Here is a 20530-nt window from a genome sequence, read left to right on the forward strand (position 1 = left end):
GTCACGGTGCCGCGGCCCGGAGTTGCCCGGAGCATGCCGCCCGAACAGCGCATACCGTGGGCGGGGAACCGTTCAGGCCGTGAGCGTCCGACCCGGGTCGGCACCGTCCCGGACGATCAACCGGGGCACGTCGTGGTCGGGCGTCCCGTGCAGCATCAACGCCGCGACGCCCTGGTCGAACGACTGCCGGACGGGCCGGCCGAAGCCGATCGCGGAGTAGAACGCGGCGGCGAAGATCGCGGCCGACCGGTCGTCGACCGGCGCCCGCATACCGATGACGAAGTCGATGTACCGTCCGATCGCCTGTGCCTGGACGGCGGAGTGGCAGGCGTTGAGCAGCACGACGCGGGTGTCGTCGGGGGTGGCGCGGAACACCGCCGCGAGGGCGTCCGCGGTGACCGGCTGGGCGCCGCCCCCGGCCGAGGCCAACACGATCTCACCGGTGTGGGTGCCGTGCCCGGAGAAGTGCACGATGTGCGGCCGGTGCTCGTTGATCGCCTGCAGCAGGTCGGCCGGGCGGACCGCCCACCGGGTGACCAGGTCGAAGTCGTCACCGTCCCGGGCGAGCCGCAGCTTCTCGGTGATCTCCCGGGCCTCCACGTCGAGGGCCAACCGGGCGTCCGGCTGGGGATTGGCGGCCAGCATGAGAATGCGCACCCGCCGGGCGGCGGGGTCCGGCAACGAGGCCGCGGCCGGCGCGTGGTAGATGATGTTGCCGTGCTGGGCGCCGAACGCCGTGCTGCCAGGGCCGGAGGCGGTGATGTGCATGACGGACTCCGGGGCCGGGTCCCGGGGGTCGGCATCGGTCACGGTCGCCTCCGTCCGTCAGATCCGCGCGGGTCCGCGCGCACCATCATCGCCGAGATCGGCCTCGACATGCGGGCCTTCCCCACCCCGGGACACCTCGTGTCCCGGGCCGGACTTTCCCACCATCAGTGGCGGTCGCTCATCCGCCGAGTTGACGACGCAGGGTGGCGGCCTCGCGGTGGCGCCCGGCGCGGTCGAGCAGTTCGGCGACGACCTGATATGCGGTGATCAGCTGGTCGCCGTAGACGTCGGGGTCCGGTTCGGCCAGCCGCTCGTAGATGTCCGCCGCCTCGGTCGCCGCCGCCCAGGCGCGGTCTAGGTCCAGCCCGCCGGTGGCACGTACGACGGCGAACCCCAGCAGCGCCCCGGCGAGGTCCGGCGACATCGGGGTCCCCGCCTCGGCGGCGAGCGCCCGCCGGACGTCCACCGACTCGGCGCTCAGCGCCGCCGCGCGGCGAAACTCGCCGAGATCCGCGAGCATGACCGCCAGATTGTTGAGCGCCCCGGCGAGCGAGTCGGCCTCGGCCCGGCCGGCGCTGCCGAGCCGGCGGTGGATGTCGAGCGCCTCCTCGGCGGCCGACACGCCGTCGCGCAGGTTGCCGAGCCTGCCGTGCGCGGCGGCGAGGTTGGTGAGCGCGAGGGCGAGCGACGGCGCGAAGGCGTCCGGCCGGTCCTGGCACAGTCTGCGGTGGATGGCGACCGCCTCGGCGGCCTTGGCCCGGGACTCCAGCGGCCGGCCGAGCCGGCCGTAGAGCATGCTCTGGCCGGTCAGGCACCCGCCCAGGTCGGCCAGGTGGGTGCGTTCGTTCTCGTGGACGAGCCGCCGATACGTGGCAGCCGACTCCTCGATACCGGCAACCCCGATCTCGGGCCGTCCCGCGCGGGCCTGGGTGAGGCCGAGGTTGTACTGCGCGCGGGCCAGCGCGGCGCCGTGGGTGGCGGGCGAGACCGCGGCAAGCTCCTGGCAGATACGCAGCGCCTCCTGCGCCGGTGCGAGCGCGTCCTCGGCACGCCCCAGCTCGCTGAGCCGGTTGACCAGGGCCTCCAGGGCCGCGGCGAGCCGATCGAGGTGGCCCTCCGGCGCGGCCTCGACCTGCGTGCGCAGCGCCGCGACCGCCTCCTCGGTCATCCGCAGCGCCTCGATCGGCCGGCCCATGGCGGCAAGCACCGCCCCGAGGGCCTTGCGGGCGGCACCGACCTCGGAGTGGTAGAGGGCCGGCTCGACGGCCGCCAGCCGCTCGGCGGCGGCCAGTGCCTCCTCGGCGGCACCCAGCGCATCCGGCCACCGACCGGACGCGGACAGCGCGGCGGTGCGCCCCTGCAGGCCTTCCAGGAGCGCCATGGTGTTAGCGACGGGGTTGCGCTCGACGAGCCCCCGGCTGACCGCGACGGCCTCGGCGAGCAACTCGGCCGCCTCGACCGATCGACCCGATCGGGTCAGCGCCTCGCCGTACGTCCGCAGCGCGGTGGCGAGCACGGGCAGGTAGCGCATCGGCGCGGCCGCGGCGAGCCGCCGGGCGTACGACAATGCCTGGTCCAGGACCGCGATCGCGTCGTCGGGCTGCCCGAGGAGCGACAGCAGTTTCCCGGTGGTGCTGAGAGTGTCCGAGAACTCGGGCACGAACCGGTCGTCGGTCTCCAGCACCTGCTCCCACGCGTCCACGGCGCGCAGCGCTTCCTCGAGCGCGTCGTCCGGCCGGCCGAGGTCGGCGAGGATGCCGGACAGGCCGGCCAGCGCGTGCGCGCGACCCCGCCGGACGAGGAGGTCGGTGTCCGTGACCCGCCCGTAGATGTCGCGCGCCTCCAGGGCCAACGGAAGCGCGTCCTGCGGCGCGCCCTGCTTCGCCCGTACCAGCGCCAGGTTCGTCAAGGCGAAGGCGAGCCCCGCGAGCTGCCCCGGGTCGGTGTCCGCGGCACGGCGGCGCAGCTGCACCGCACGCTGGTAGGCCCGGTCGCCCTCGGCGAACCGGCCGGAGTTCGTGAGGCGGAATCCCCACTGCGCCAGCGCGGTCGCCTGCTCCCGCTCGTCCCCGGTCGCCGTGAGCTGCTGCGGTACGAGCCGGTCGGCGAGCACGGCGGCGCCGACATCCAGGTCGGTGTCCGACTCGGGCTCCAGCACGGCGTCGATCGCCCGCAGCAGCGGCAGGTCGACCGCGGGCAGCCGGGCGATGAGACCGAGACCCGCACTGCCGGCCGCGACCGCCAGGGACGGATCGGCGCGTAGCAGGGGTGCGAGCAGCCGGACACCGACGTGCGGCCAGCGCGTCGCGGCGGAGGCCAGGAAGATCACCGCGCGGGAGACGTCCCGCGGACGCTGCTCGCGGGAGGCGAGCAGCGCTGTCGCGTGCCGGGCCGCCCACGACTGCGCCGGGTAGTCGGCGTCGTGGCCTTCGACGGTCAGGGCGAGGAAGTCCTCAGCGAGCCGGTCCGGGTACATCGGCTCGAGGACCAGCGCCGGCCCCGGGGCGGGCGGGTAGCACTGCGCGTGGTCGTCGAGGAGCTGGTCCGGGTCGGTGCCGATGTGCAGTTCTTCGACGAGTGCCGTCGCGCCGGGCCGGGCAGTGGAGCCCGTGAGTGCCGCCACGAACACCGCCTGGTTCATGGTCGCGGGCGGAGTGCGATAGGAGCGGCGCGCCGGGTCGGTCTCGTGACCGGCGTCGCCGTACCGGTTGGCCCAGTGCTGATGCTCCCGGTCGAGCAGATACAGCGTCAGGCCGCTGTGGTCGCCGGGCGGCGGATGTTTGCCGGCGGCGTGCGCGTCGACGGCCACCAGCGCGGCGAGGTGGACGGACAGGGTGAGCGCCATGTCGGGGTGCTCCAGCGGACCGGGCGGCGCGATCGCTTGCCGGTCGGCTACGCCGTACCGGGACGCGAACGCGTCGCGCGCCGCCCGGAACATGCCGCCCCGGTCGCCCGTGCCCTCGGGCAGCGGCGCGAGCGCCTGACTCGACGTCGATGCCTGCAGGTTGGCCACGGCGGCGCGTACCGCCGGCCAGCCGTCGGTGCCGCGGGCCAGTAGCAGGATGCGGGCAGGCACGCCGGGGCGATGCAGCAAGGCGTTGCTGAGCAACCACGTCAGATGCCCCAACGGCCACCGGTCGGCGTAGTCGACCACCAGCAGCACGCCACGGAACCCGTCCAGGCGCAGGTCCTGGCTGCCCGGCGGCGGCAGCACCGTGCCGGGACCGTGGACGGCGGTGACCACCTTCCAGCCGGCGGCCGCGCAGTCCGCGGCGAACCGCGCGGCGAGCCGGGTCTTGCCCTGCCCGCCCGGTCCGTGCAGCCACCTCAGCGCGAGCCTGCCGCGGCCGTCCCGCCAGCGGCGCAGCTCGCCGAGTTCGTCGGCGCGCCCGGTGAACGGGACGACCTCGTGCCGGGCGTTGAGCATCCGGCTCGGCAGCTCGGTGAGGTACTCGTCGTCGACAGTCCCGTGCGGCTGCCATTGCTGCAGCACGTACACCGGCAGGCCGTCACCGAAGACGTGGATGTCGGCGCCGATCACGCCGTAGCCGAAACCGCCCTCGACGCGGATGTATTGGCCGGCTCGGCCGTCAGCCGGCGAGCCGGGTCCCGCGGTCACCGCGGCGAAGTGCCGGAACCGCCGGGGTGGGCTCCGCTCTCGTGGTGGGGGATGTTGCCGTCCATCCCGTCGCGGGCGGCCTGCCACGCGTCGGTCACCACCGACTCCACCAGCGTGGTCGCGCCGGCCGAGGCCAGTGCTGCCAGCACCGCTTCCGTCAGCATCGGGCACCCTCTCCGCACAGCCCGGCCGTCCGGCCGAGCGCTCACCTGTTGACGCTGCCGGGCACGGCGCCGGAGCGGATCGGCCGAACAGCTTGCCGTGCCGGTCGTTTGCATGATGGCCGTACGATTTCGCCGCCGACACCGGGAGGAGCCGGTCGAGCAGGCCGGCATGGAACGGTTGCAGAACCTGACCGAGTTGACCGCCGAGCTGCTGGACGAGAACGAGGACCGAACCGCCTTGGTGCTGCAGCCGGCGGGCCGAGGCTGAGGTCCGAACCCGGGTTCCCCGACGCGGCGCCGTGCAGTTCAGCGGCCGAGGGTGAGCAGGCCGGTGACGACGAGGACGAGGAGCAGGACGAGCAGGAGCACCTTGACGGCCCGGCGGCGGGCGCGACGGCGGCGGCGCAGTTGCTGACGTTCGCGGCGGCGGCGTTGACGGGCCACGACCCGGGCGGCGTCCCGCTGCGTGGCGGCGGCGGACCGCTTCGGACCGACCGGCGCGTCCTGCGGCCGCGGCACGGTCCCGACGGGCTCGACCTCGACCGCCTCGACCGGCACAGCCTCGACCGGCACGGCTTCGACCGGCACGGCTTCGACCGGCACGGTCTCGTCGGGCGCGGGAACCGGCGCGGGCGCGGGAACCGGTGCGGGTGCGGGAACCGGTGCGGGTGCTGGGCGGGGCGACGGGATGCGGTGGGTGTCGGCGTCGGCACGGGCGATCAGCTTCGCGACGCGGAGGCTGGCCGCGCGGAGCCGGGCGGCCTTCTTCGACGTCAGCTTCCGGCCCGCGATGATGCCGCACGCCCGCGCGACGGCGACCACCAGCACCGGGTTGGACACGAGGTCGCGGTGGCCGACGAACAGTGCCGCCACCATGTTGCGGTCCACCCGCAGGCCCGGTGCGAGCTCGCCGGCGCGGATGACCTCGGCGATGTGGTGCCGGGTGCTCTTCGGGCGGCGGGAGCGTTTCCGGCCGCCGGGGCGCAGCCGGGTGTCCCGTCCCGCGGTCCGGGCCGCCTCCGCGAGGAGCGCGCCGACGAGTGACTCCACCGCCGCGTCGGCCTCCTGCCAGCGCGGCGACATTGCCTCGGTCAAAGCGGACGTCCCCCGGTGCGAGCCTGATAAAGACCATCCGAACCGTACCCGTTCGACGTCCGCCGACATCTTCCGCGGTGCGCGACCCCGCGTGCATCGGCGGCGGAAGTGGGTATGGGGAAGGAAACCCTGGAGGTGCAGCATGACAACCCCGTCGCAGCAGCCGATGCCACCGATCGTCCCCGTCCTGCCCGACTACGACCTCACCGGCGAGGGCGAGGACGGCGTCAACCGCGACTCCGACGGCACGCCGGTGGGGCGTGACGACCTCCGCGCCGACGTCGAGCGCTCGGGCGGCGACCCGGCCGACGTGTAAGGCGATCGTTTCGGCACAAACGATCCCGGCGGTGCGAGAATAGACGGATGCTGTTCCGTCGATGGCGTACACCGCAGCATGCGCAGGACGTCCTCGCGGCCGCGGTGTACGAGGGCAACGCCAGGGCGCGTGACCGGGTCGAGCGGTGGTGGGCCGCCGGCGGGGCCGAGCGCGAGCAGGTGTGGCGCGGCGCGTGGTTCCTGCTCACCTCGGCGTCCTTCCGGTTCGGCAACCACGAGCGGCCGGAGCGGGTCACGCCGGTGCTGGAGTTCCTGCTCGAGCCGGACCCGGCGGCGCCGTACCGGCCGCAGGTCCGGCTGACCGCGTGCCTGCCGCAGACCGCCGCCGCGCCGCCCTCCGGCGTGTACCAGGGCGACCCGGACGTGCAGCGGCTCGTCGACGCCGCCCTGGGCTTCCCCGACGCGAGGATCCGGCAGCGGCTGGCGGAGCTGCTGTCCGGCACCGACCAGCCCGGGCTGCTCGACGCCCTCGAGGTCGCGTTCCGGCCGCGGGCGAAGCCCGGCCCGACCTACCTGGGCGCCGCGCCGGACGGCGCCGAGACCCGGTGCAACCTGTGGTCCGGTGGTGAGCCCGGGTCGCTGCTGAAGATCGTCTCCGGCAACCCGAACCTGCCCCGGCTGCCCTCGGATCCGGGCGACATCGACCTGGCCCTGCTCGTGATGCTGAAGGACCGGCCCGGGCTGCTGCCGGCGTACGACCAGGGCGCGCTGGCCGCACGGCTGCTGGAGTACCTCACGTTCTGGCTGCCCGCCGCCGTCCACGACATGTGCCAGCGCGCGCTGCGGGACATGCGGGCCGAGGCGGGCGTCGCGGTGCTGTGCGAGCGGGCCATCCTCGGCGATGCCCAGGCCGCCGGCGCGGTCCGCGACGCCGGTCACCGGCCCGCCGACCCCGCCTGGACGCCGCTGCTGCTCCTGCTCACCCGCCAGTTCGACGCCTACCGCGCGGCCGATCCCGACGCGCGGGTGCTGCAGCTGGCGTGCGCAGCCCGCGGGACGGGCCTCGAGGCGGACGACATCGTCGGCCGGGTCCTGGCCGTGCTCGGCCCGGACCTCCCGGACGACGTGGCCGCGGCCGTCCGCCGGTCGCTGCGCACCCTTGAGCCGCTCGGCAGGCCCTCGGTCGAGGACCTCCGGCGCCGGTGGATGCGCCGGGCGCTCGTCGCCCGCGCGGTCAAGCTCCAGCCGGAGGCGGTCGCGGCCGTCGTCGACGCGGGCTACCTGCCCGAGGACGACGAGCGCGCGGTGCTCCCGCTGCTGTTCCTCACCGGGCAGTTCGCGCAGTACGACCGCGAGGACCCGGACGGCTCGAAGCTGCGTGCCGTGCTCACCGAGCGGCGGTACTGGTACGAGCGCGAACACTTCCGCAGCGTCGCCGAACGGGCCGGGCGCCCCGATCCGTGGCCGCCCGAGCCGCCGCCGTCGCGGACCAGGCCGGCGTCGGTGCACGTCACCACCTGGCCCAGCAGCATGGGTGGCGGTGGGCACTTCGGCGGGCACTTCTGAGCGCCGCCCGGCGAGGGTTCAGCGGCGCCAGGTCAGCTGTTTCGTGAACCGCAGCATCGTGCCGGTGCCGTCGACGGACACCACGTCCAGGCCGTCCACCACTGCGGCGACCATCTGCAGCCCCCGTCCGGAGTCGTCCAGCAGGTCGCCGGGCCGGACCAGCAACGGGTCGAACCCGCCGCCGTCGTCCGTCACCTCGATCACGCACCGGTCGCCCTCGACGGTGACGTCGACGTGATACGTGGCGGCGAGCGCGGCGTGCTCGATGACGTTGGTGCACGCCTCGGTCAGCGCGATGCGGATGTCGTCGCGGCACTCCTCCTCGACGCCCGCCCCGGCGAGGGCACCGTCGAGCATCCGGCGCGTCTGCCCCACCCGCTCGGACTCCCGGGGCAGATCCAGTGACATCTGCAGATGCACCTCGTCGGTCATGCGCCCACTCCCCGTCTCGGTTGCGATGCCCGACGGAATACCCAATGGGTGGCCGCGCGTAACGAGGCCGGCGGCCGGATCTCAGCCGCCCGCCGGTGCCGCCAGGACCGCGAACGCGTCGCGGAGCGCGCCGAGGGCCTGCGGGATCCGCCAGGCCGACCGGTCGCGGGGGCCGACCTCGTTGGAGACGGCCCGCAGCTCGCCGAACGGCGTTCCAGCCGCCGCGGCGGCGGTCGCCACGCCGAAGCCTTCCATGCCTTCCGCCGCCGCGTCGTGTACCCGCCGGCGCAGCGCCTCGGTCCGCGCGGCCGACCCGGTGGCGGTGCTGACGGTCACCACGGTGCCGACGGCCGCCGCGGGCAGGGCCTGCCGCAGGCGGCGCAGCAGGAGCGGGTCGGCGGCGTGCCGGCTGCGGCCGAACCCGAGGCGCTCCAGGTCGATGAACTCGGCACCGTCCTCGGCACCGAGGTCGCCGGCCGCGCTGAGGTGGCCCAGGACCAGGCCGCCGATGCCGGCCCGGCCCGGGAACGCGCCCCCGATCCCGGCGGACAGCACGGCGTCGAACGGCCGGCCGGCACACTCGGCCCGGGTCAGCAGCCTCGCGGTGGCGGCGGCCGCGTCGGCGGGCCCGACCCCACCCGCGACGACCACCACCGAGGCCGGGTCGACCTGACCGGCGGCGACGGGCGCGCTGCCGGATGGCGACGACGCGAGGCCGAGGCCGGTGAGGACGGCGGCGCGCTCCGGCTCGACCGCGGTCACGATCAGGACCCGCCGGAAACCGGGCAGGCCGGGCAGCGCCGACCGGACCGACCCGGTCGGCCCGTTGGCCCCCAACGGCCCGGGCGCGCCCGATGGCTCGGTCGGGTCGGTCGGCGCTGCCTGGTTCATCGGGCGGCCGGCACGAGGTCGAGGACCGGGGCCAGGCCGCGGTCGCCGGTGCGGTGCTCGGCCGGCAGGATGTAGCAGCGCAGCCCGGCCGCCGACGCGCCGCCGTCGCGGACCGGGTTGTCGCCGACCATGAGCGTCGCCCGCGGGTCGGCGCCCAGGTCGGCGCATGCCTTGCGGAACAGCTCCGGGTCCGGCTTCTCCCGGCCGGCCTCGTACGACAGGGCGTAGGTGTCGATCAGGTCGCCAAGACCGAAATGCCGGACATGCGCCCGGATGTCCCAGGCGATGTCGCTGACCACCCCGACCCGCACGCCACGTGCCCGCAGGCCGCGCAGCACTTCGGCGGTGTCCTGGTACGGCACCCACGACTCGGTGTGGATCATCCTGGCGTGCGCGGCCGGCTCGTGGCCGCGCAGGAACGGCACGGCGGCGAACCAGGCGAGCATCGCGTCGCGGTGCCGGTCGGCGGACAGGTCGCGGCCGGTCTGCACGGCGAGGACGTCGGGCAGCTGGTAGGCGGCGGTGAGGTCGGCGAGGGCCGCGGCGAGCGCGGCCGGGTCGTCGAGCTCGCCGGCCCGGCCGGTGTCCTCGGCGATCAGCCGCAGCCACCGCGAGGCGTCGATCATATGGAAGATCGTGTTGGCGAAGTCGAAGAGCACCGCCTGCACCGGCGGCACCGGGCCCGCCGAGGAGGCCGGGTCGAGCGTGTACGTGGAAGGCGTGTCGAACAAGGTGCGCATCGCCAGCACGCTACCGGTCACCACGCCTTGGCCCCGCCGCCGGGCAGCAGGTCCCGGCTGCGCCTGCGCTGGACCTTGCCGCTGGTGGTGCGGGGCAGGCCGCCGGGGCGCAGCAGCGTCACCGACGCGACGTGCAGCTGGTGCTCGTCCGACACGGCCCGGCGGACCGCGGTCACGACCTCCTCGTAGGGGACGCCGGGGCCGTCGGCGTCCCGGGTGACGCGGACCTGGCGGGCGGTCTCGGCGACGATGCCGAGCTGCCCGTCGTCCCCGTACGGGAACGCGGCCACGCCGTCCGCCGCGATCGCCGGGTGGGCGGCGCTGACGGTGCGCTCGATGTCGGTCGGGTAGTGGTTGCGGCCGTCGACGATGATCAGGTCGTCGATGCGGCCGAGCACGAACAGCTGCCCGTCGCGGACGAAGCCGAGGTCGCCGGTCTGCAGGTAGGCGGCGTCGGGCCGGTCGGCGAGCCGGCCGCCGAAGCGGGCCGCGGTCGCTTCCGGCTGCCGCCAGTAGCCGCTGGAGACGCTGTCCCCGGCGACCCAGATCTCGCCCACCCGGCCGTCGCCCGCCGGTACCCCGGCGGCGACGATCCGCACGTCGAGGTTGGCGGGGATGCGGCCGCAGGCGACGATCTGCCGTGCCGGGTGGCCCTGCCGCGCCGCGACGAGCTCGCCGCGCTCCTCCAGGGCGGCGGCGTCGAGGTCGACGCGGCGGGCGTCGCCGGGCGAGCGGGCGCCGCTGATGTAGACGACCGCCTCGGCCAGGCCGTAGCAGGGCCGCAGCGTCTCCGGGCTGAACCCGGCGCCGGCGAACGCGTCCATGAACCTCGTCAGGGTGCTGTACCGCACCGGTTCGGCGCCGTTGAGCGCGATCCGCCAGCCGCTCAGGTCCAGCCGCGCCTTCTGCTCCTCGGTGACCTTCGCGACGCACAGCTCGTAGGCGAAGTTCGGGGCCGAGGAGACCCAGGCACGGTAGCGGCTGACCGCGTCGAGCCAGACGAACGGGCGCATGAGCAGCGCCATCGGCGGCAGCAGTACGACCCGGCCCGCCGGGTACAGGGCGCCGAGCAGCTGCGCGAGGCCCATGTCGTGGAAGATCGGCAGCCAGCTCACCACGCAGTGCCCGCCGGGCGGGCAGTTGGGCGCGTCGGTGAGCACGGCGATGGCGGCGGCGTTGGCGAGCACGTTGCCGTGGGAGAGCACGACACCCTTCGGCGCGCTGGTGGAGCCGGACGTGTACTGCAGGAACGCCGGGTCCTCCGGCCGGACGCCGGGGTCGCGCCACAGCCCGGCGAGGCCGGCCGGCACGTCGGCGACGACGATCGGCTCGACGCTGCCGAGGTCCGCGACGAGCGCCGACTCGGCGTGCTGGGCGGTGGTGAGCACCACGGCCGGGTCGGCGTCCTTGACGATCCCGTCGAGCCGGCCGAGGGTCCGCTTCCCGCCGTGGATCGCGTCCGGCGACGGTGAGGGCACCGCGACCAGCCCGGCGTACGCGCAGGCGAAGAACGCGACGACGAAGTCGACGCCGTTGGGCAGCATCAGCATCGCCCGGTCTCCCGGCGACGTGGTCTGCTGCAGCAGCGCCGCGGTGTCCCGGACCCGCCGGTCCAGCTCCGCGTAGGTGAGGGTGGCCACCTCCGCGCCGTGGCTGTCCAGCTCCGTGCAGGCGGGCCGGTCCGGGATGCTCGCGGCGTGGTGGCGCAGCAGGTCGCCGAGCGTGTGCACACCCTCCAGCACGTGCAGCGGGTGCCGGTCGGCGGTCACGACTCCCCCACCGCGCCGGCCAGGATCGTCCGCGCGCCGGGGAACAGCCCGTTGGCGGTCATCGCGTCGGCGGCCTTGACGACGACCGCGACGATCCGGTCCAGGTCCTCGTCGGTGTGGGCGAGGGACAGGAAGCAGTTGCGCCCTTCCCAGATGTACAGGCCGTCGTGCACGAGCATGGTGTGGAAGATCTCGGTCCGCTCGGACTGGGCCGGCTCCTCGACGAGCCGCAGCCGGAACAGCGAACCGAACCGGGCGACCCGGATCGGCACGTCCGCCGCGGTGAACATCGCGTCCAGCTGCGCGCCGAACGCCTCGGTCCGGGCGTTGAGCTGTTCCTGCAGCGCCGGTCCGCGCCGGACCAGCTCGCGCAGGACGGCCCGGCCGGCGGCCAGCGACAGCGGGTGCTTGCAGAACGTGCCGGAGAAGAAGGTGCGCACCGACTGCGGGTACGGCTGGTCGCCGAACTCCCACGCGCCGCCGTCGATCGCGTCGAGGTACTTCGCGTCGCCGGCGACCACGCCGATCGGCATGCCGCCGCCGAGAACCTTGCCGTAGGTGGTGATGTCGGCGGTGATGCCGAAGACGCCCTGGGCGCCGTTCTGGTGCATCCGGAAGCCGGTGATGACCTCGTCGAAGATGAACGGGGTGCCCGCGTCGGCGGTGATCGCGCGGACCTCGCGCAGGAACTCGACCGGCTGGACGTCGGGGCGGCGGCTCTGCACCGGCTCGACGATCACGGCGGCGAGCTCGTGCGCCCGCTCCCGCAGCACCTGCAGCGACGCCGGGTCGCCGTAGGGCAGGACGAGCGCGTTGGCGCTGACCTCGGGCGGGATGCCCGGCGCCATCGGCACCGACTCGCCGGAGGAGCCCTCGATGTCCTGGCGGGCCAGGATCGGGTCGGCGGTGCCGTGGTAGGCGCCGGCGAACATGGCGATGCGGTGCCGTCCGGTGACCGCCCGGGCCAGCCGGACCGCCACCATCACCGCCTCGGAGCCGGTGTTGCAGTAGACGACCCGCTCCTTGCCGGTCAGCTGCCGGATGAGGTCGGTCATCTCCGGTACCAGCGGCGAGTGCGGGCCGAGCTGCATGCCGTCGGCGAGCTGGGCGGTGATCGCCTCGTTGATGAACGGCTCGTTGTGGCCGAACAGGTTGACCCCGAAGCCCATGGTGAGGTCGATGTACTCGTTGCCGTCGACGTCCCACACCTTGGCGCCGTGGGACCTGGCGACCACGATCGGGTAGCGGGTCTCCTTGAGGTTGAGGTACGGCTGCGGCGCGTGCCGGACGTCGGCGTGCCCCAGCCGCTCCGCGCCGGCCTGGGCGCGGGACCCGGCGGTGCGGGCGCAGTAGGCGCGGGACAGCTCGGCGATGAACGCCCGCTGCTCGTCGGTGAGCTTGCGCGAGGTGCCGCCGGTGCGGGGCCCGAACGCGACGAAGGTCCCCTGCGGCGCGGCCGGGATCACAGTGCGCGGCGCCGGCAGGACAGGCACGGCGGCCGTGGGCGCCGGCCCGGCCGGGGCCGGCTGGGCGGCGCCGGTCCGGCCGCGGCGCAGCAGCTCGAACGCCTGGTCCATCACCTGCGCGTGCACGTCGAGGAACCGGTCGACGGCGCCGCCACCACCCGGGCCGGCCGGCGGCAGCGGCACGGGTCCGGCAACCGGCGACGACACCGGCAACGACACCGGCAACGACACCGGCGCAGCCGCCGGCACCGGCATGGCCGCGGGCGGCGGTTCGCGCAGGGCGAGGACGCCGGCCGGGGCGTGCTGCGAGATGTAGCCGGCCAGCCGCCGCAGCGTGTTGACCTCCTCGAACAGCAACCCGATCGGGATGACCACCTCGAAGGTGCGCTGGATGCTCTGGATCGTGTGGAACAGCGTCATGGAGTCCGCGCCGAGCTCCAGGAACGACATGTCCGGGTCGATCGGGGAGGCGGACTCCAGCAGCGTCGTCACGACCTGGCCGAGCTCCGCCAGGATGCGGTCGTCCGCTCCTGCCGACGTCGGTTGTGCCACGTGCTCCTCAGCCCCTCTCTGGATGGGGATCACCGCCGGTGCGGCCGCCGTCGGCAGCCAGTACCGTCTGCGCTGGAACGGGTAGGTGGGCAGGTCGACCCGCCGGCGGCGGAACCCGTCGTGGAGCCCGGCCCAGTCGAGGTCGTGGCCGGCGGCGTACAGCTGGGCGAGCGAGTCGGTGAGCACGTCGCCGTCCTCGGCGCCGGTGCGCAGCGACGCCACCCACCGCGCCCCGGACACCACCCGGCGGCCGGCGCCGAGCAGCACCTGGCCGGGGCCGACCTCGACGAACGTGGCGCAGCCGGCCGCGGCGACGCTCCGCACGCCGTCGGCGTAGCGGATCGTCGAGGTGAGGTGCCTGGTCCAGTACGCGGCGTCGGGGCGGTGCGTGTCGTCGAAGTACCGGCCGTCGAGGTCGCTGACCAGCGGCACCCGCGGCGCCCGGTAGGTGACGGCGGCGGCGACCTCGGCGAACGCGTCGCGGGCCGCGGCCATCATCGGCGAGTGGAACGCGAGGTCCGACCGCACCGGCCGGACCGTCACGCCACCGGCGGTCAGGTGCGCCTCCACGGCGGCGACGGCCTCGGCGGTGCCGGCGACGGTGACGTTGGTGTCGGCGTTGACGGCGGCGATCGCCAGGCTCGGGTCGGCCACGGCGGCGAGCGCGGCGCGGACCGTGTCCTCGCCGGTGAACGCGGCCAGCATCGCGCCGGGTGCGCTGTGCTCCTGCACGAGCCGGCCGCGCGCGGCGACCAGGCGCAGCCCGTCCTCGAGGTCGAAGACCCCGGCGACGCACGCGGCGACCAGCTCGCCGACGCTGTGCCCGAGCAGGTGGCCGGGGGTCACGCCCCAGCCGGTCCACAGCTGCGCGAGGGCGTATTCGACGCAGAACAGCGCGGGCTGCGTGTAGCGGGTCTCGTCGAGGAGGTGCTGCTCGCCGGGCTGCGGGAACAGGACCGTCTGGATGCTGCGGCCGAGCAGGTCCCGCAGGGTTTCGTCACAGCGCAGAAGGGTGTCGCGGAAGCGGGCGTTCGTCACGTACAGCTGCCGGCCCATGTCGGCGTACTGCGACCCCTGCCCGCTGAACAGGAACGCGACGCTGCCGGCGCCGTCGGGTGGGCGCAGGCCGTTGTGCAGGCCCCGGTGGGCCGTCCCGGTGGCGACGCGGCGCAGCTGTTCGGCGGCTTCTTCGCGGGTACGCGCGGCGAAGGCGGCCCGGTGCCGCAGGTGCGACCGTCCGGTGTGCACGGACGAGGTGAAGTCGGCGAGCGGGAGCTTGTCCTCGAGCCGGTCCGCGTACCGGGACGCGAGCGCGGCGAGGGCCGCCGGGGACTTGGCGGCGACGGTGACCAGGTGCGAGGAGCGGACGTTGCCACCGGCGGGCGGTCTCGCCGGTGGCGGGGCGGCCTGGACGATGACGTGGGCGTTGGTGCCGCCGAAGCCGAAGGAGCTGACGCCGGCGGTGAGCGTGCCGTGCCGCGGCCGCCACGGCTGCCCGGTGGTCGGCACGGTCAGCGGCGCGTCGGCGGGGATCCGCGGGTTGCGCTCGCGCAGATGCAGGTGGGCGGGGACGTGCTCGTGCTGGAGCATCAGCACGACCTTGAGCACCCCGGCGATCCCGGCGGCGGCCTCGGCGTGGCCGATGTTCGTCTTCACCGAGCCGAGCAGCAGCGGCTCGCTTGCGGGCCGGCCCTCGCCGAGGACGGCGGCGAGCGCGGCGGCCTCGATCGGGTCGCCGAGGGGGGTGCCGGTGCCGTGCGCCTCGACGTAGTCGACCTCGCCGGGTGCCAGGCCCGCGTCGTGCAGGGCGTCGCGCAGCACGTCCTCCTGGGCGCCGCCGTGCGGGGCGGTGAGCCCGTTGCTGCGCCCGTCCTGGTTGACGGCGGAGCCGCGGATGACGGCGAGGACCCGGTCGCCGTCGCGGACGGCCGCGTCGAGCCGCTTGAGCAGTACCAGGCCGCAGCCCTCGGCGCGGACGTAGCCGTCGGCGGCGGCGTCGAACGTCTTGCACCGGCCGTCGGCGGCCATCATGCCGGCCTGCTCGAAGACGTCGGTGCCGTCGGTCGCGAGGAGCAGGTTCACGCCGCCGGCGAGCGCGGTGTCGGACTCGCCGAGGCGCAGGCTGCGGCAGGCCATGTGCAGCGCCACCAGCGACGACGAGCAGGCGGTGTCCACGGCCATGCTCGGGCCCTTGAGGTCCAGGGCGTAGGAGATGCGGTTCGCCGCGACGCTCAGCGCCTGCCCGGTCCCGGAGTGCGGGGTGTGCAGGTGCGGCTCGCGGGCGAGGAGCCGGCCGTAGTCGCTGCCGCTGATGCCGACGAACACGCCGGTGCGGGTGCCGGCCAGGCTCGCCGGCACGACCCCGGCGTGTTCGAGGGTCTCCCACGCCACCTCGAGCAGCAGCCGGTGCTGCGGGTCGACGTGCGCGGCCTCCTTGCCGGAGACGGCGAAGAACTCGGCGTCGAACTGGTCGACGCCGGCGAGCAGCCCGTGCGGCCGGCCGAGCGGCGGGTGGCCGGGCACGTCACCGCCGACGGCGTCGGTGCCGGACTCCAGCAGCCGCCAGAACGCGTCGGGGCCGTCCGCGCCGGGGAACCGGCAGCCCATGCCGATGACGGCGATCGGCCCGCCGTCGGCCGTGGCCGCCGGCGGCCGGGCCGGGCTCGTGGCGGGTCCGCCGGCGCCGGTGAGGTGCCGGGCCAGCTGCCGGGCCGTCGGGTACTGCCAGAACACGGTGGCCGCGACCGGCCGGCCGAGGTGTTCCTGCAGGTCGCCGAGCAGCACCAGGGCGTCGCGGGAGGACAGGCCGATGTCGGCGAGGACCGCGTCGGGCTCCACGCTGTCCGTGCCGGCCTTCTCCGCGACGTGCCGCAGGATCCATGCCTCGACCGCCGCCGCGTCGGTCGCCGCCTGCTTCGCTGGTTGCACGCCCGCCTCCCCCATGGTCGGGTTCGAGCATCGGCGATCACGCTTAGGGCAACCCCTAGATAGGCGATCGCGCCGAGAGGGGCGAGCGCGCGCCCGGTAGCGTTGGGGCAGTGACCACCGTCGAATCTCGCCGCCGCGCGGGCCTGCCGATCGCCACCGCTGTCTTCGCGGTGATCACCGCGCTCGGTGCGGCCGCCCAGCTCAACGACCCCGACGTCCTGGACCGGTTCCGGCGCAACTATCCCGCGCTGCACGACGGGGAGTGGTGGCGGTGGTTCACGCCGCTGCTGGTGCAGTCCGCCGGGTGGGGGCAGATCCTGTTCAACATCGGCTCGCTGATCGTCGTCGGGGTCATCGCCGAGCGGCGCTTCGGCACGCTGCGGTGGCTGGTGCTCTACGTGGGCATCGGGCTGGCCGGTGAGGCCTTCGGCGAGCGGCTCGACCCGACCGGCGCCGGCAACTCCCTCGCGGTGTGCGGCCTCGCCGGCGCGCTGGCGACGCTGCTGATCCTGCGGCCCGGCGCGGCGACCCGGCCGCACGCGTTCGTCGCCCCGTACTACGTGGCGTGCGTGGCCGGGCTCGGCTTCGGCGGGATCACCGGCGCGATCGTCGCGCCGACCGTCGTGCTGGTGGTGCTGAGCGTGCTGCTGCGGCAGGAGACCTACACCGGGGTGGCGTTCGTGGCCGGGCTCGCCGCGATCGCCGGCGCCGCGGCCCTGGCGGTGAAGCCGGACCAGCACGGCATCGCCCTGCTGTGCGGCGCGGTCGCCGGGCTGCTGCTCTTCCCGCCGCGGCACCGCGCGGGCCGGGTCTCGCAGGAGTGGCCGGTCCCCGCCCGCCGCTGACGACGCACAGGCCCGGCACCCAAACGGTGCCGGGCCTTCGGGTGTGCGCGGGTCAGCCGATGAGCGCGGGTTTGCGGGCCGGGACGGCGATGCTGGTGAGGACCAGGCCGCGGTCGACGAGCCAGCGGCCGCCGAACCCGGCGACCTCGACCCCGCCGACGACCGGGCCGGGCACCAGCAGCCACGCGTGGAACGTCTCGCGCTGCGGCGAGATCGTCACCGTGGCCTCGGTGAAGTCCAGCCAGCGGCCGGTCAGCGGGTACCACGCCTTGAACACCGACTCCTTGATGCTGAACAGCAGCCGGTCCCAGTGGACGCCGGGCCGCTGCCCTTCCAGCTGCCGCAGGTGCCGGCGCTCCTCGACGAGGGTGATGCTGGCGAGGACGCCGTCGGGCAGCGGCTCGTGCGGCTCGGCGTCGATGCCGATCGTGGTGAGCTGATCGGCCCGGGCGACGGCCGCGGCCCGGTAGCCGGCGCAGTGGGTGATGGTCCCGACGACGCCCGCCGGCCACAGCGGCTCCCGGCGCGGCCCGGACGGGATCGCGACCGGGCCGAAGCCGAGCCGGCCGAGCGCCTCGCGGGCGCACCGCCGGGCCGTCATGAACTCCGCGCGGCGCTTCGCCACGGCGTTGCCGAGCGCCGTCAGCTCCTGCGGGAACAGCGGCGCCGGCACCGAGTCGTCGAACGCCTCGACCACGGCCGTGCCCTCCGGCAGGAGCCTTCCGAGCAACGTCAGCGCGCCCTCGGCCGTCGTCATCGTCATGGCCTTACGCCTCTGGACCGTAAACTTCGACGCCGTCGTGCCGGCGGCGCACGTGGATGCAGTCGCCGGGGCACTCGTTCGCCGAGTCGATGACGTCCTGGGCCGCGACGAGCGGCACCAGCACGGCCGTGCCGGGCGAGTGCCGCAGCTCCCCGTCGTCACCCTTGACGTAGGCGAGCCCGTCGACGTCGAGCTCGAAGACGTCCGGCGCGTACTGCGCGCAGATCCCGTCGCCGGTGCACAGCCCCTGGTCGATCCAGACCTCGAGCTGCTCCTCCTGCTGTGCCGCCGCGGTCATCCGCGTTCACCTGCCTCGTCTCGTGGTTCGGTGGCTGTCACGGGTCAGACCCGCATCGGCTGGGGCGTCTCGCGGCGGTCGAGGTCGGGGCCCTCGAACTCGCGGATGACCTCGTAGCGGGTGTTGCGCTCGACCGGCCGGAACCCGGCGTTGCGGATCAGGTCGAGGAGGCTCTCGCGGGTCATCTTGTCCGGGGTGCCGAACTCGTCCGCGTCGTGGGTGATCTTGTACTCGACGACCGAGCCGTCGATGTCGTCGGCGCCGTGGTTGAGCGCCAGTTCGGCGGTCTGCAGGCCGTGCATCACCCAGAAGACCTTGACGTGCGGGACGTTGTCGAACAGCAGCCGGGACACGGCGAAGGTCTTGAGCGCCTCGGCGCCGGTCGCCATCGTGGTGCGGTCCATGAGCTTGTTGCGGATCTTGCCGTCCCGCGAGTCGTGGAAGTCGTGCTGGTAGCGCAGCGGGATGAAGACGTGGAAGCCGCCGGTCTCGTCCTGCAGCTCGCGCAGCCGCAGCACGTGGTCGACGCGGTGCTTCGGCTCCTCGATGTGCCCGTACAGCATGGTGCACGGGGTCTTGAGGCCCTTGCTGTGCGCGAGGCGGTGGATGCGCGACCAGTCCTCCCAGTGGGTGGCGTGGTCGACGATGTGCTGGCGGATCTCCCAGTCGAAGATCTCCGCGCCGCCGCCGGTGAGCGACTCGAGGCCGGCGTCGATGAGCTCGTCGAGGACCTCCTCGGCGGACAGCCCGGAGATGCGCTCGAACCAGTGGATCTCCGTCGCGGTGAAGGCCTTGATCGCCACGGTGGACGGCAGGGCCTCCTTCAGCGCCCGGATCGAGCGCGGGTAGTAGCGCCACGGCAGCGTGGGGTGCAGGCCGTTGACGATGTGCAGCTCGGTGAGCTGCTCGGACTCCATCGCCTTGGCCAGGCGGACGGCGTCCTCGATGCGCATCGTGTAGGCGTCCTTCTCCCCCGGCTTGCGCTGGAAGGAGCAGTACGCGCACGACGCCGTGCAGACGTTCGTCATGTTCAGGTGCCGGTTGACGTTGAAGTGGACGACGTCACCGTTCTTCTTGGTGCGGACGTGGTGGGCGAGCCCGCCGAGCCACGCGAGGTCGTCGCACGCGTACAGCGCGATGCCGTCCTCGCGGCTGAGCCGCTCACCGGCGAAGACCTTCGCCTCCAGTTCCCGCTTCAGTCCTGTGTCCACCAACGACTCCTCATCGACTCTTTTGTGGGGGCTTGCGGGCGGGGCTCAGTAGAGCCCTTCGGGCGCGGCGGAGGTGATCTGCAGCGGCCGTACATTGGCGACGGCGTCGCACGGCCAGCCGTCGACGCGGTGCCGGACGGCCTGGTCGCGCTCCATGATGTTGGGCAGGAACAGGTCGTCGTGCAGGACGGTGAGGCGCACCCGGCCGGTCTCGCCGTAGCCGACGGTGCGCCGCGGGTCCTCCTTGTCGACGACGGCCATCGTGACCTGCGGGTAGTTCGGCAGGTAGGGCAGGATCGCGCCGTCGCGCTCGACCGGCAGGCCCATCGCGCAGCCGAACGTGTTGCCGTAGGTCATGCCGATCAGCCCGCCCTGCAGCGCCTCGGCGATCTCGGTGTACATCGCCGGGGTCAGCTGGGTGCCGCCGAGGCCGACGCCTTCGAGGCCGGCGACCAGCTCGGGGCGGCGGGAGATGAGGGCCTGCAGGATCGCCGGGGTCGTCTCCAGGTAGTGCACCCGGCCGGTCTCCAGCACGTCGGTCATCTGCTCGATGGTGTGCTCGACGTACATGTTCATCTCGACGAGCCGGCTGTCGCGGATCAGCGTCTTGATCCACCGCGGGTCGAGGTCCATCGTGTAGACGGTCGAGTCGTACAGCTCGGCGATCTGGTTCGCGCCGCGGCCGACGATGTGCGGCCCGCTCGGGCACGCGTAGAGCCAGGTGCGGCCCGGCTCGAAGCCGGTCAGGCGCAGCCCCTGCAGCCGCCACGCGGTGTGGTGCTCGGCCATCGACGGGGTGTGGAAGATGCGGCACGGCTTGCCGGTGGTGCCGCCGGACTCCCAGATCCGCCCGGCCAGGGGCCGCGGCACGTCGGACGGCACGAGCTGGACCGGGTCGAGCTCGCGCAGCGTGGCGAGGGAGAACGGCCCGAACTGCGCCAGGTCGTCGTAGCGGGTGATCTCGAGGGGGTCGAAGCCGAGGTGCGGCCGGCGGGCCAGCCAGTAGGGGCTGCCGGTCGCCGGGTCGAAGTGCCGGCGGACCACCCGCACGGTCCACTCGTCCAGGTCGGCGGCCAGCCATGCGTCGGTGAGCGCCGCGGCGGGTTCCATGACGGTCGTCATCGATTCGTCCTTCGGGTGCCGGAAG

17 protein-coding genes are annotated in these 20530 nt (G+C 74.3%); 4 read left to right on the forward strand and 13 right to left on the reverse strand.

The window, feature by feature from the left end:
- Positions 1-72: 72 nt before the first annotated feature.
- From ACZ6TV_RS30740 to ACZ6TV_RS30750, 3 genes are all read right to left on the reverse strand, one after another.
- Entirely contained in the window at positions 73-810 is a 738-nt protein-coding gene (locus tag ACZ6TV_RS30740) for a CHAT domain-containing protein (protein ID WP_465300780.1), read from the reverse strand.
- Between the two features lie 136 nt (positions 811-946).
- Entirely contained in the window at positions 947-4387 is a 3441-nt protein-coding gene (locus tag ACZ6TV_RS30745; RefSeq protein ID WP_465300781.1) for a tetratricopeptide repeat protein, read from the reverse strand.
- The gene (locus ACZ6TV_RS30750; RefSeq protein ID WP_465300782.1) at positions 4384-4551 is read right to left on the reverse strand and encodes a hypothetical protein; all 168 of its coding nucleotides are present in this window, start codon (positions 4549-4551) and stop codon (positions 4384-4386) included. The genes ACZ6TV_RS30745 and ACZ6TV_RS30750 overlap by 4 nt, the downstream gene beginning before the upstream one ends.
- Positions 4552-4663: 112 nt before the next feature.
- Here ACZ6TV_RS30750 and ACZ6TV_RS30755 point away from each other — a divergent pair, with 112 nt between their 5' ends.
- Positions 4664-4819, forward strand: a complete 156-nt coding sequence (locus tag ACZ6TV_RS30755) for a hypothetical protein (protein ID WP_465300783.1) — start codon at positions 4664-4666, stop codon at positions 4817-4819.
- A 38-nt stretch (positions 4820-4857) separates the two neighbouring features.
- Here the strand turns inward: ACZ6TV_RS30755 and ACZ6TV_RS30760 are convergent, their stop codons facing one another.
- Positions 4858-5646, reverse strand: coding sequence for a hypothetical protein (locus ACZ6TV_RS30760; protein ID WP_465300784.1), 789 nt, complete (start codon positions 5644-5646; stop codon positions 4858-4860).
- A 142-nt stretch (positions 5647-5788) separates the two neighbouring features.
- Between ACZ6TV_RS30760 and ACZ6TV_RS30765 the strand changes: the two genes are divergently transcribed.
- Positions 5789-5962 (forward strand): hypothetical protein, encoded by a 174-nt coding sequence (locus ACZ6TV_RS30765; protein WP_465300785.1) that lies wholly within the window; start codon positions 5789-5791, stop codon positions 5960-5962.
- A 47-nt stretch (positions 5963-6009) separates the two neighbouring features.
- The gene (locus tag ACZ6TV_RS30770) at positions 6010-7488 is read left to right on the forward strand and encodes a hypothetical protein (protein ID WP_465300786.1); all 1479 of its coding nucleotides are present in this window, start codon (positions 6010-6012) and stop codon (positions 7486-7488) included.
- Positions 7489-7506: 18 nt separating this feature from the next.
- Here ACZ6TV_RS30770 and ACZ6TV_RS30775 read toward each other — a convergent pair whose 3' ends face one another.
- The 5 genes from ACZ6TV_RS30775 to ACZ6TV_RS30795 form a co-directional block, all read right to left on the reverse strand.
- Entirely contained in the window at positions 7507-7920 is a 414-nt protein-coding gene (locus ACZ6TV_RS30775; protein ID WP_465300787.1) for an ATP-binding protein, read from the reverse strand.
- An 81-nt stretch (positions 7921-8001) separates the two neighbouring features.
- Positions 8002-8811, reverse strand: coding sequence for a futalosine hydrolase (locus ACZ6TV_RS30780; RefSeq protein ID WP_465300788.1), 810 nt, complete (start codon positions 8809-8811; stop codon positions 8002-8004).
- Positions 8808-9551 (reverse strand): HAD family hydrolase, encoded by a 744-nt coding sequence (locus ACZ6TV_RS30785; protein WP_465300789.1) that lies wholly within the window; start codon positions 9549-9551, stop codon positions 8808-8810. Before ACZ6TV_RS30785 ends, ACZ6TV_RS30780 begins: the two co-directional genes overlap by 4 nt.
- Positions 9552-9568: 17 nt before the next feature.
- Positions 9569-11320 carry a fatty acyl-AMP ligase gene (locus ACZ6TV_RS30790; RefSeq protein ID WP_465300790.1) on the reverse strand — a complete coding sequence of 584 codons (1752 nt, stop codon included), beginning with the start codon at positions 11318-11320 and terminating at the stop codon, positions 9569-9571.
- Positions 11317-16266 carry a type I polyketide synthase gene (locus ACZ6TV_RS30795; RefSeq protein ID WP_465300791.1) on the reverse strand — a complete coding sequence of 1650 codons (4950 nt, stop codon included), beginning with the start codon at positions 16264-16266 and terminating at the stop codon, positions 11317-11319. The genes ACZ6TV_RS30790 and ACZ6TV_RS30795 overlap by 4 nt, the downstream gene beginning before the upstream one ends.
- A gap of 110 nt (positions 16267-16376) precedes the next feature.
- Between ACZ6TV_RS30795 and ACZ6TV_RS30800 the strand changes: the two genes are divergently transcribed.
- Positions 16377-17111 carry a rhomboid family intramembrane serine protease gene (locus tag ACZ6TV_RS30800; RefSeq protein WP_465300792.1) on the forward strand — a complete coding sequence of 245 codons (735 nt, stop codon included), beginning with the start codon at positions 16377-16379 and terminating at the stop codon, positions 17109-17111.
- Between the two features lie 52 nt (positions 17112-17163).
- Here ACZ6TV_RS30800 and ACZ6TV_RS30805 read toward each other — a convergent pair whose 3' ends face one another.
- The 4 genes from ACZ6TV_RS30805 to ACZ6TV_RS30820 are packed head-to-tail and all read right to left on the reverse strand — an operon-like array spanning position 17164 to position 20505.
- On the reverse strand, positions 17164-17874 hold the full coding sequence (locus tag ACZ6TV_RS30805) for a 4'-phosphopantetheinyl transferase family protein (RefSeq protein ID WP_465300793.1): 711 nt from the start codon (positions 17872-17874) through the stop codon (positions 17164-17166).
- Positions 17875-17878: 4 nt separating this feature from the next.
- Positions 17879-18172 carry a ferredoxin gene (locus ACZ6TV_RS30810; protein WP_465300794.1) on the reverse strand — a complete coding sequence of 98 codons (294 nt, stop codon included), beginning with the start codon at positions 18170-18172 and terminating at the stop codon, positions 17879-17881.
- A 44-nt stretch (positions 18173-18216) separates the two neighbouring features.
- On the reverse strand, positions 18217-19383 hold the full coding sequence (gene mqnE / locus ACZ6TV_RS30815; RefSeq protein WP_465300795.1) for an aminofutalosine synthase MqnE: 1167 nt from the start codon (positions 19381-19383) through the stop codon (positions 18217-18219).
- A gap of 45 nt (positions 19384-19428) precedes the next feature.
- Entirely contained in the window at positions 19429-20505 is a 1077-nt protein-coding gene (locus ACZ6TV_RS30820; RefSeq protein WP_465300796.1) for a hypothetical protein, read from the reverse strand.
- Between the last annotated feature and the right edge of the window lie 25 nt (positions 20506-20530).

The organism is Dactylosporangium sp. NPDC051087 (assembly GCF_055586325.1).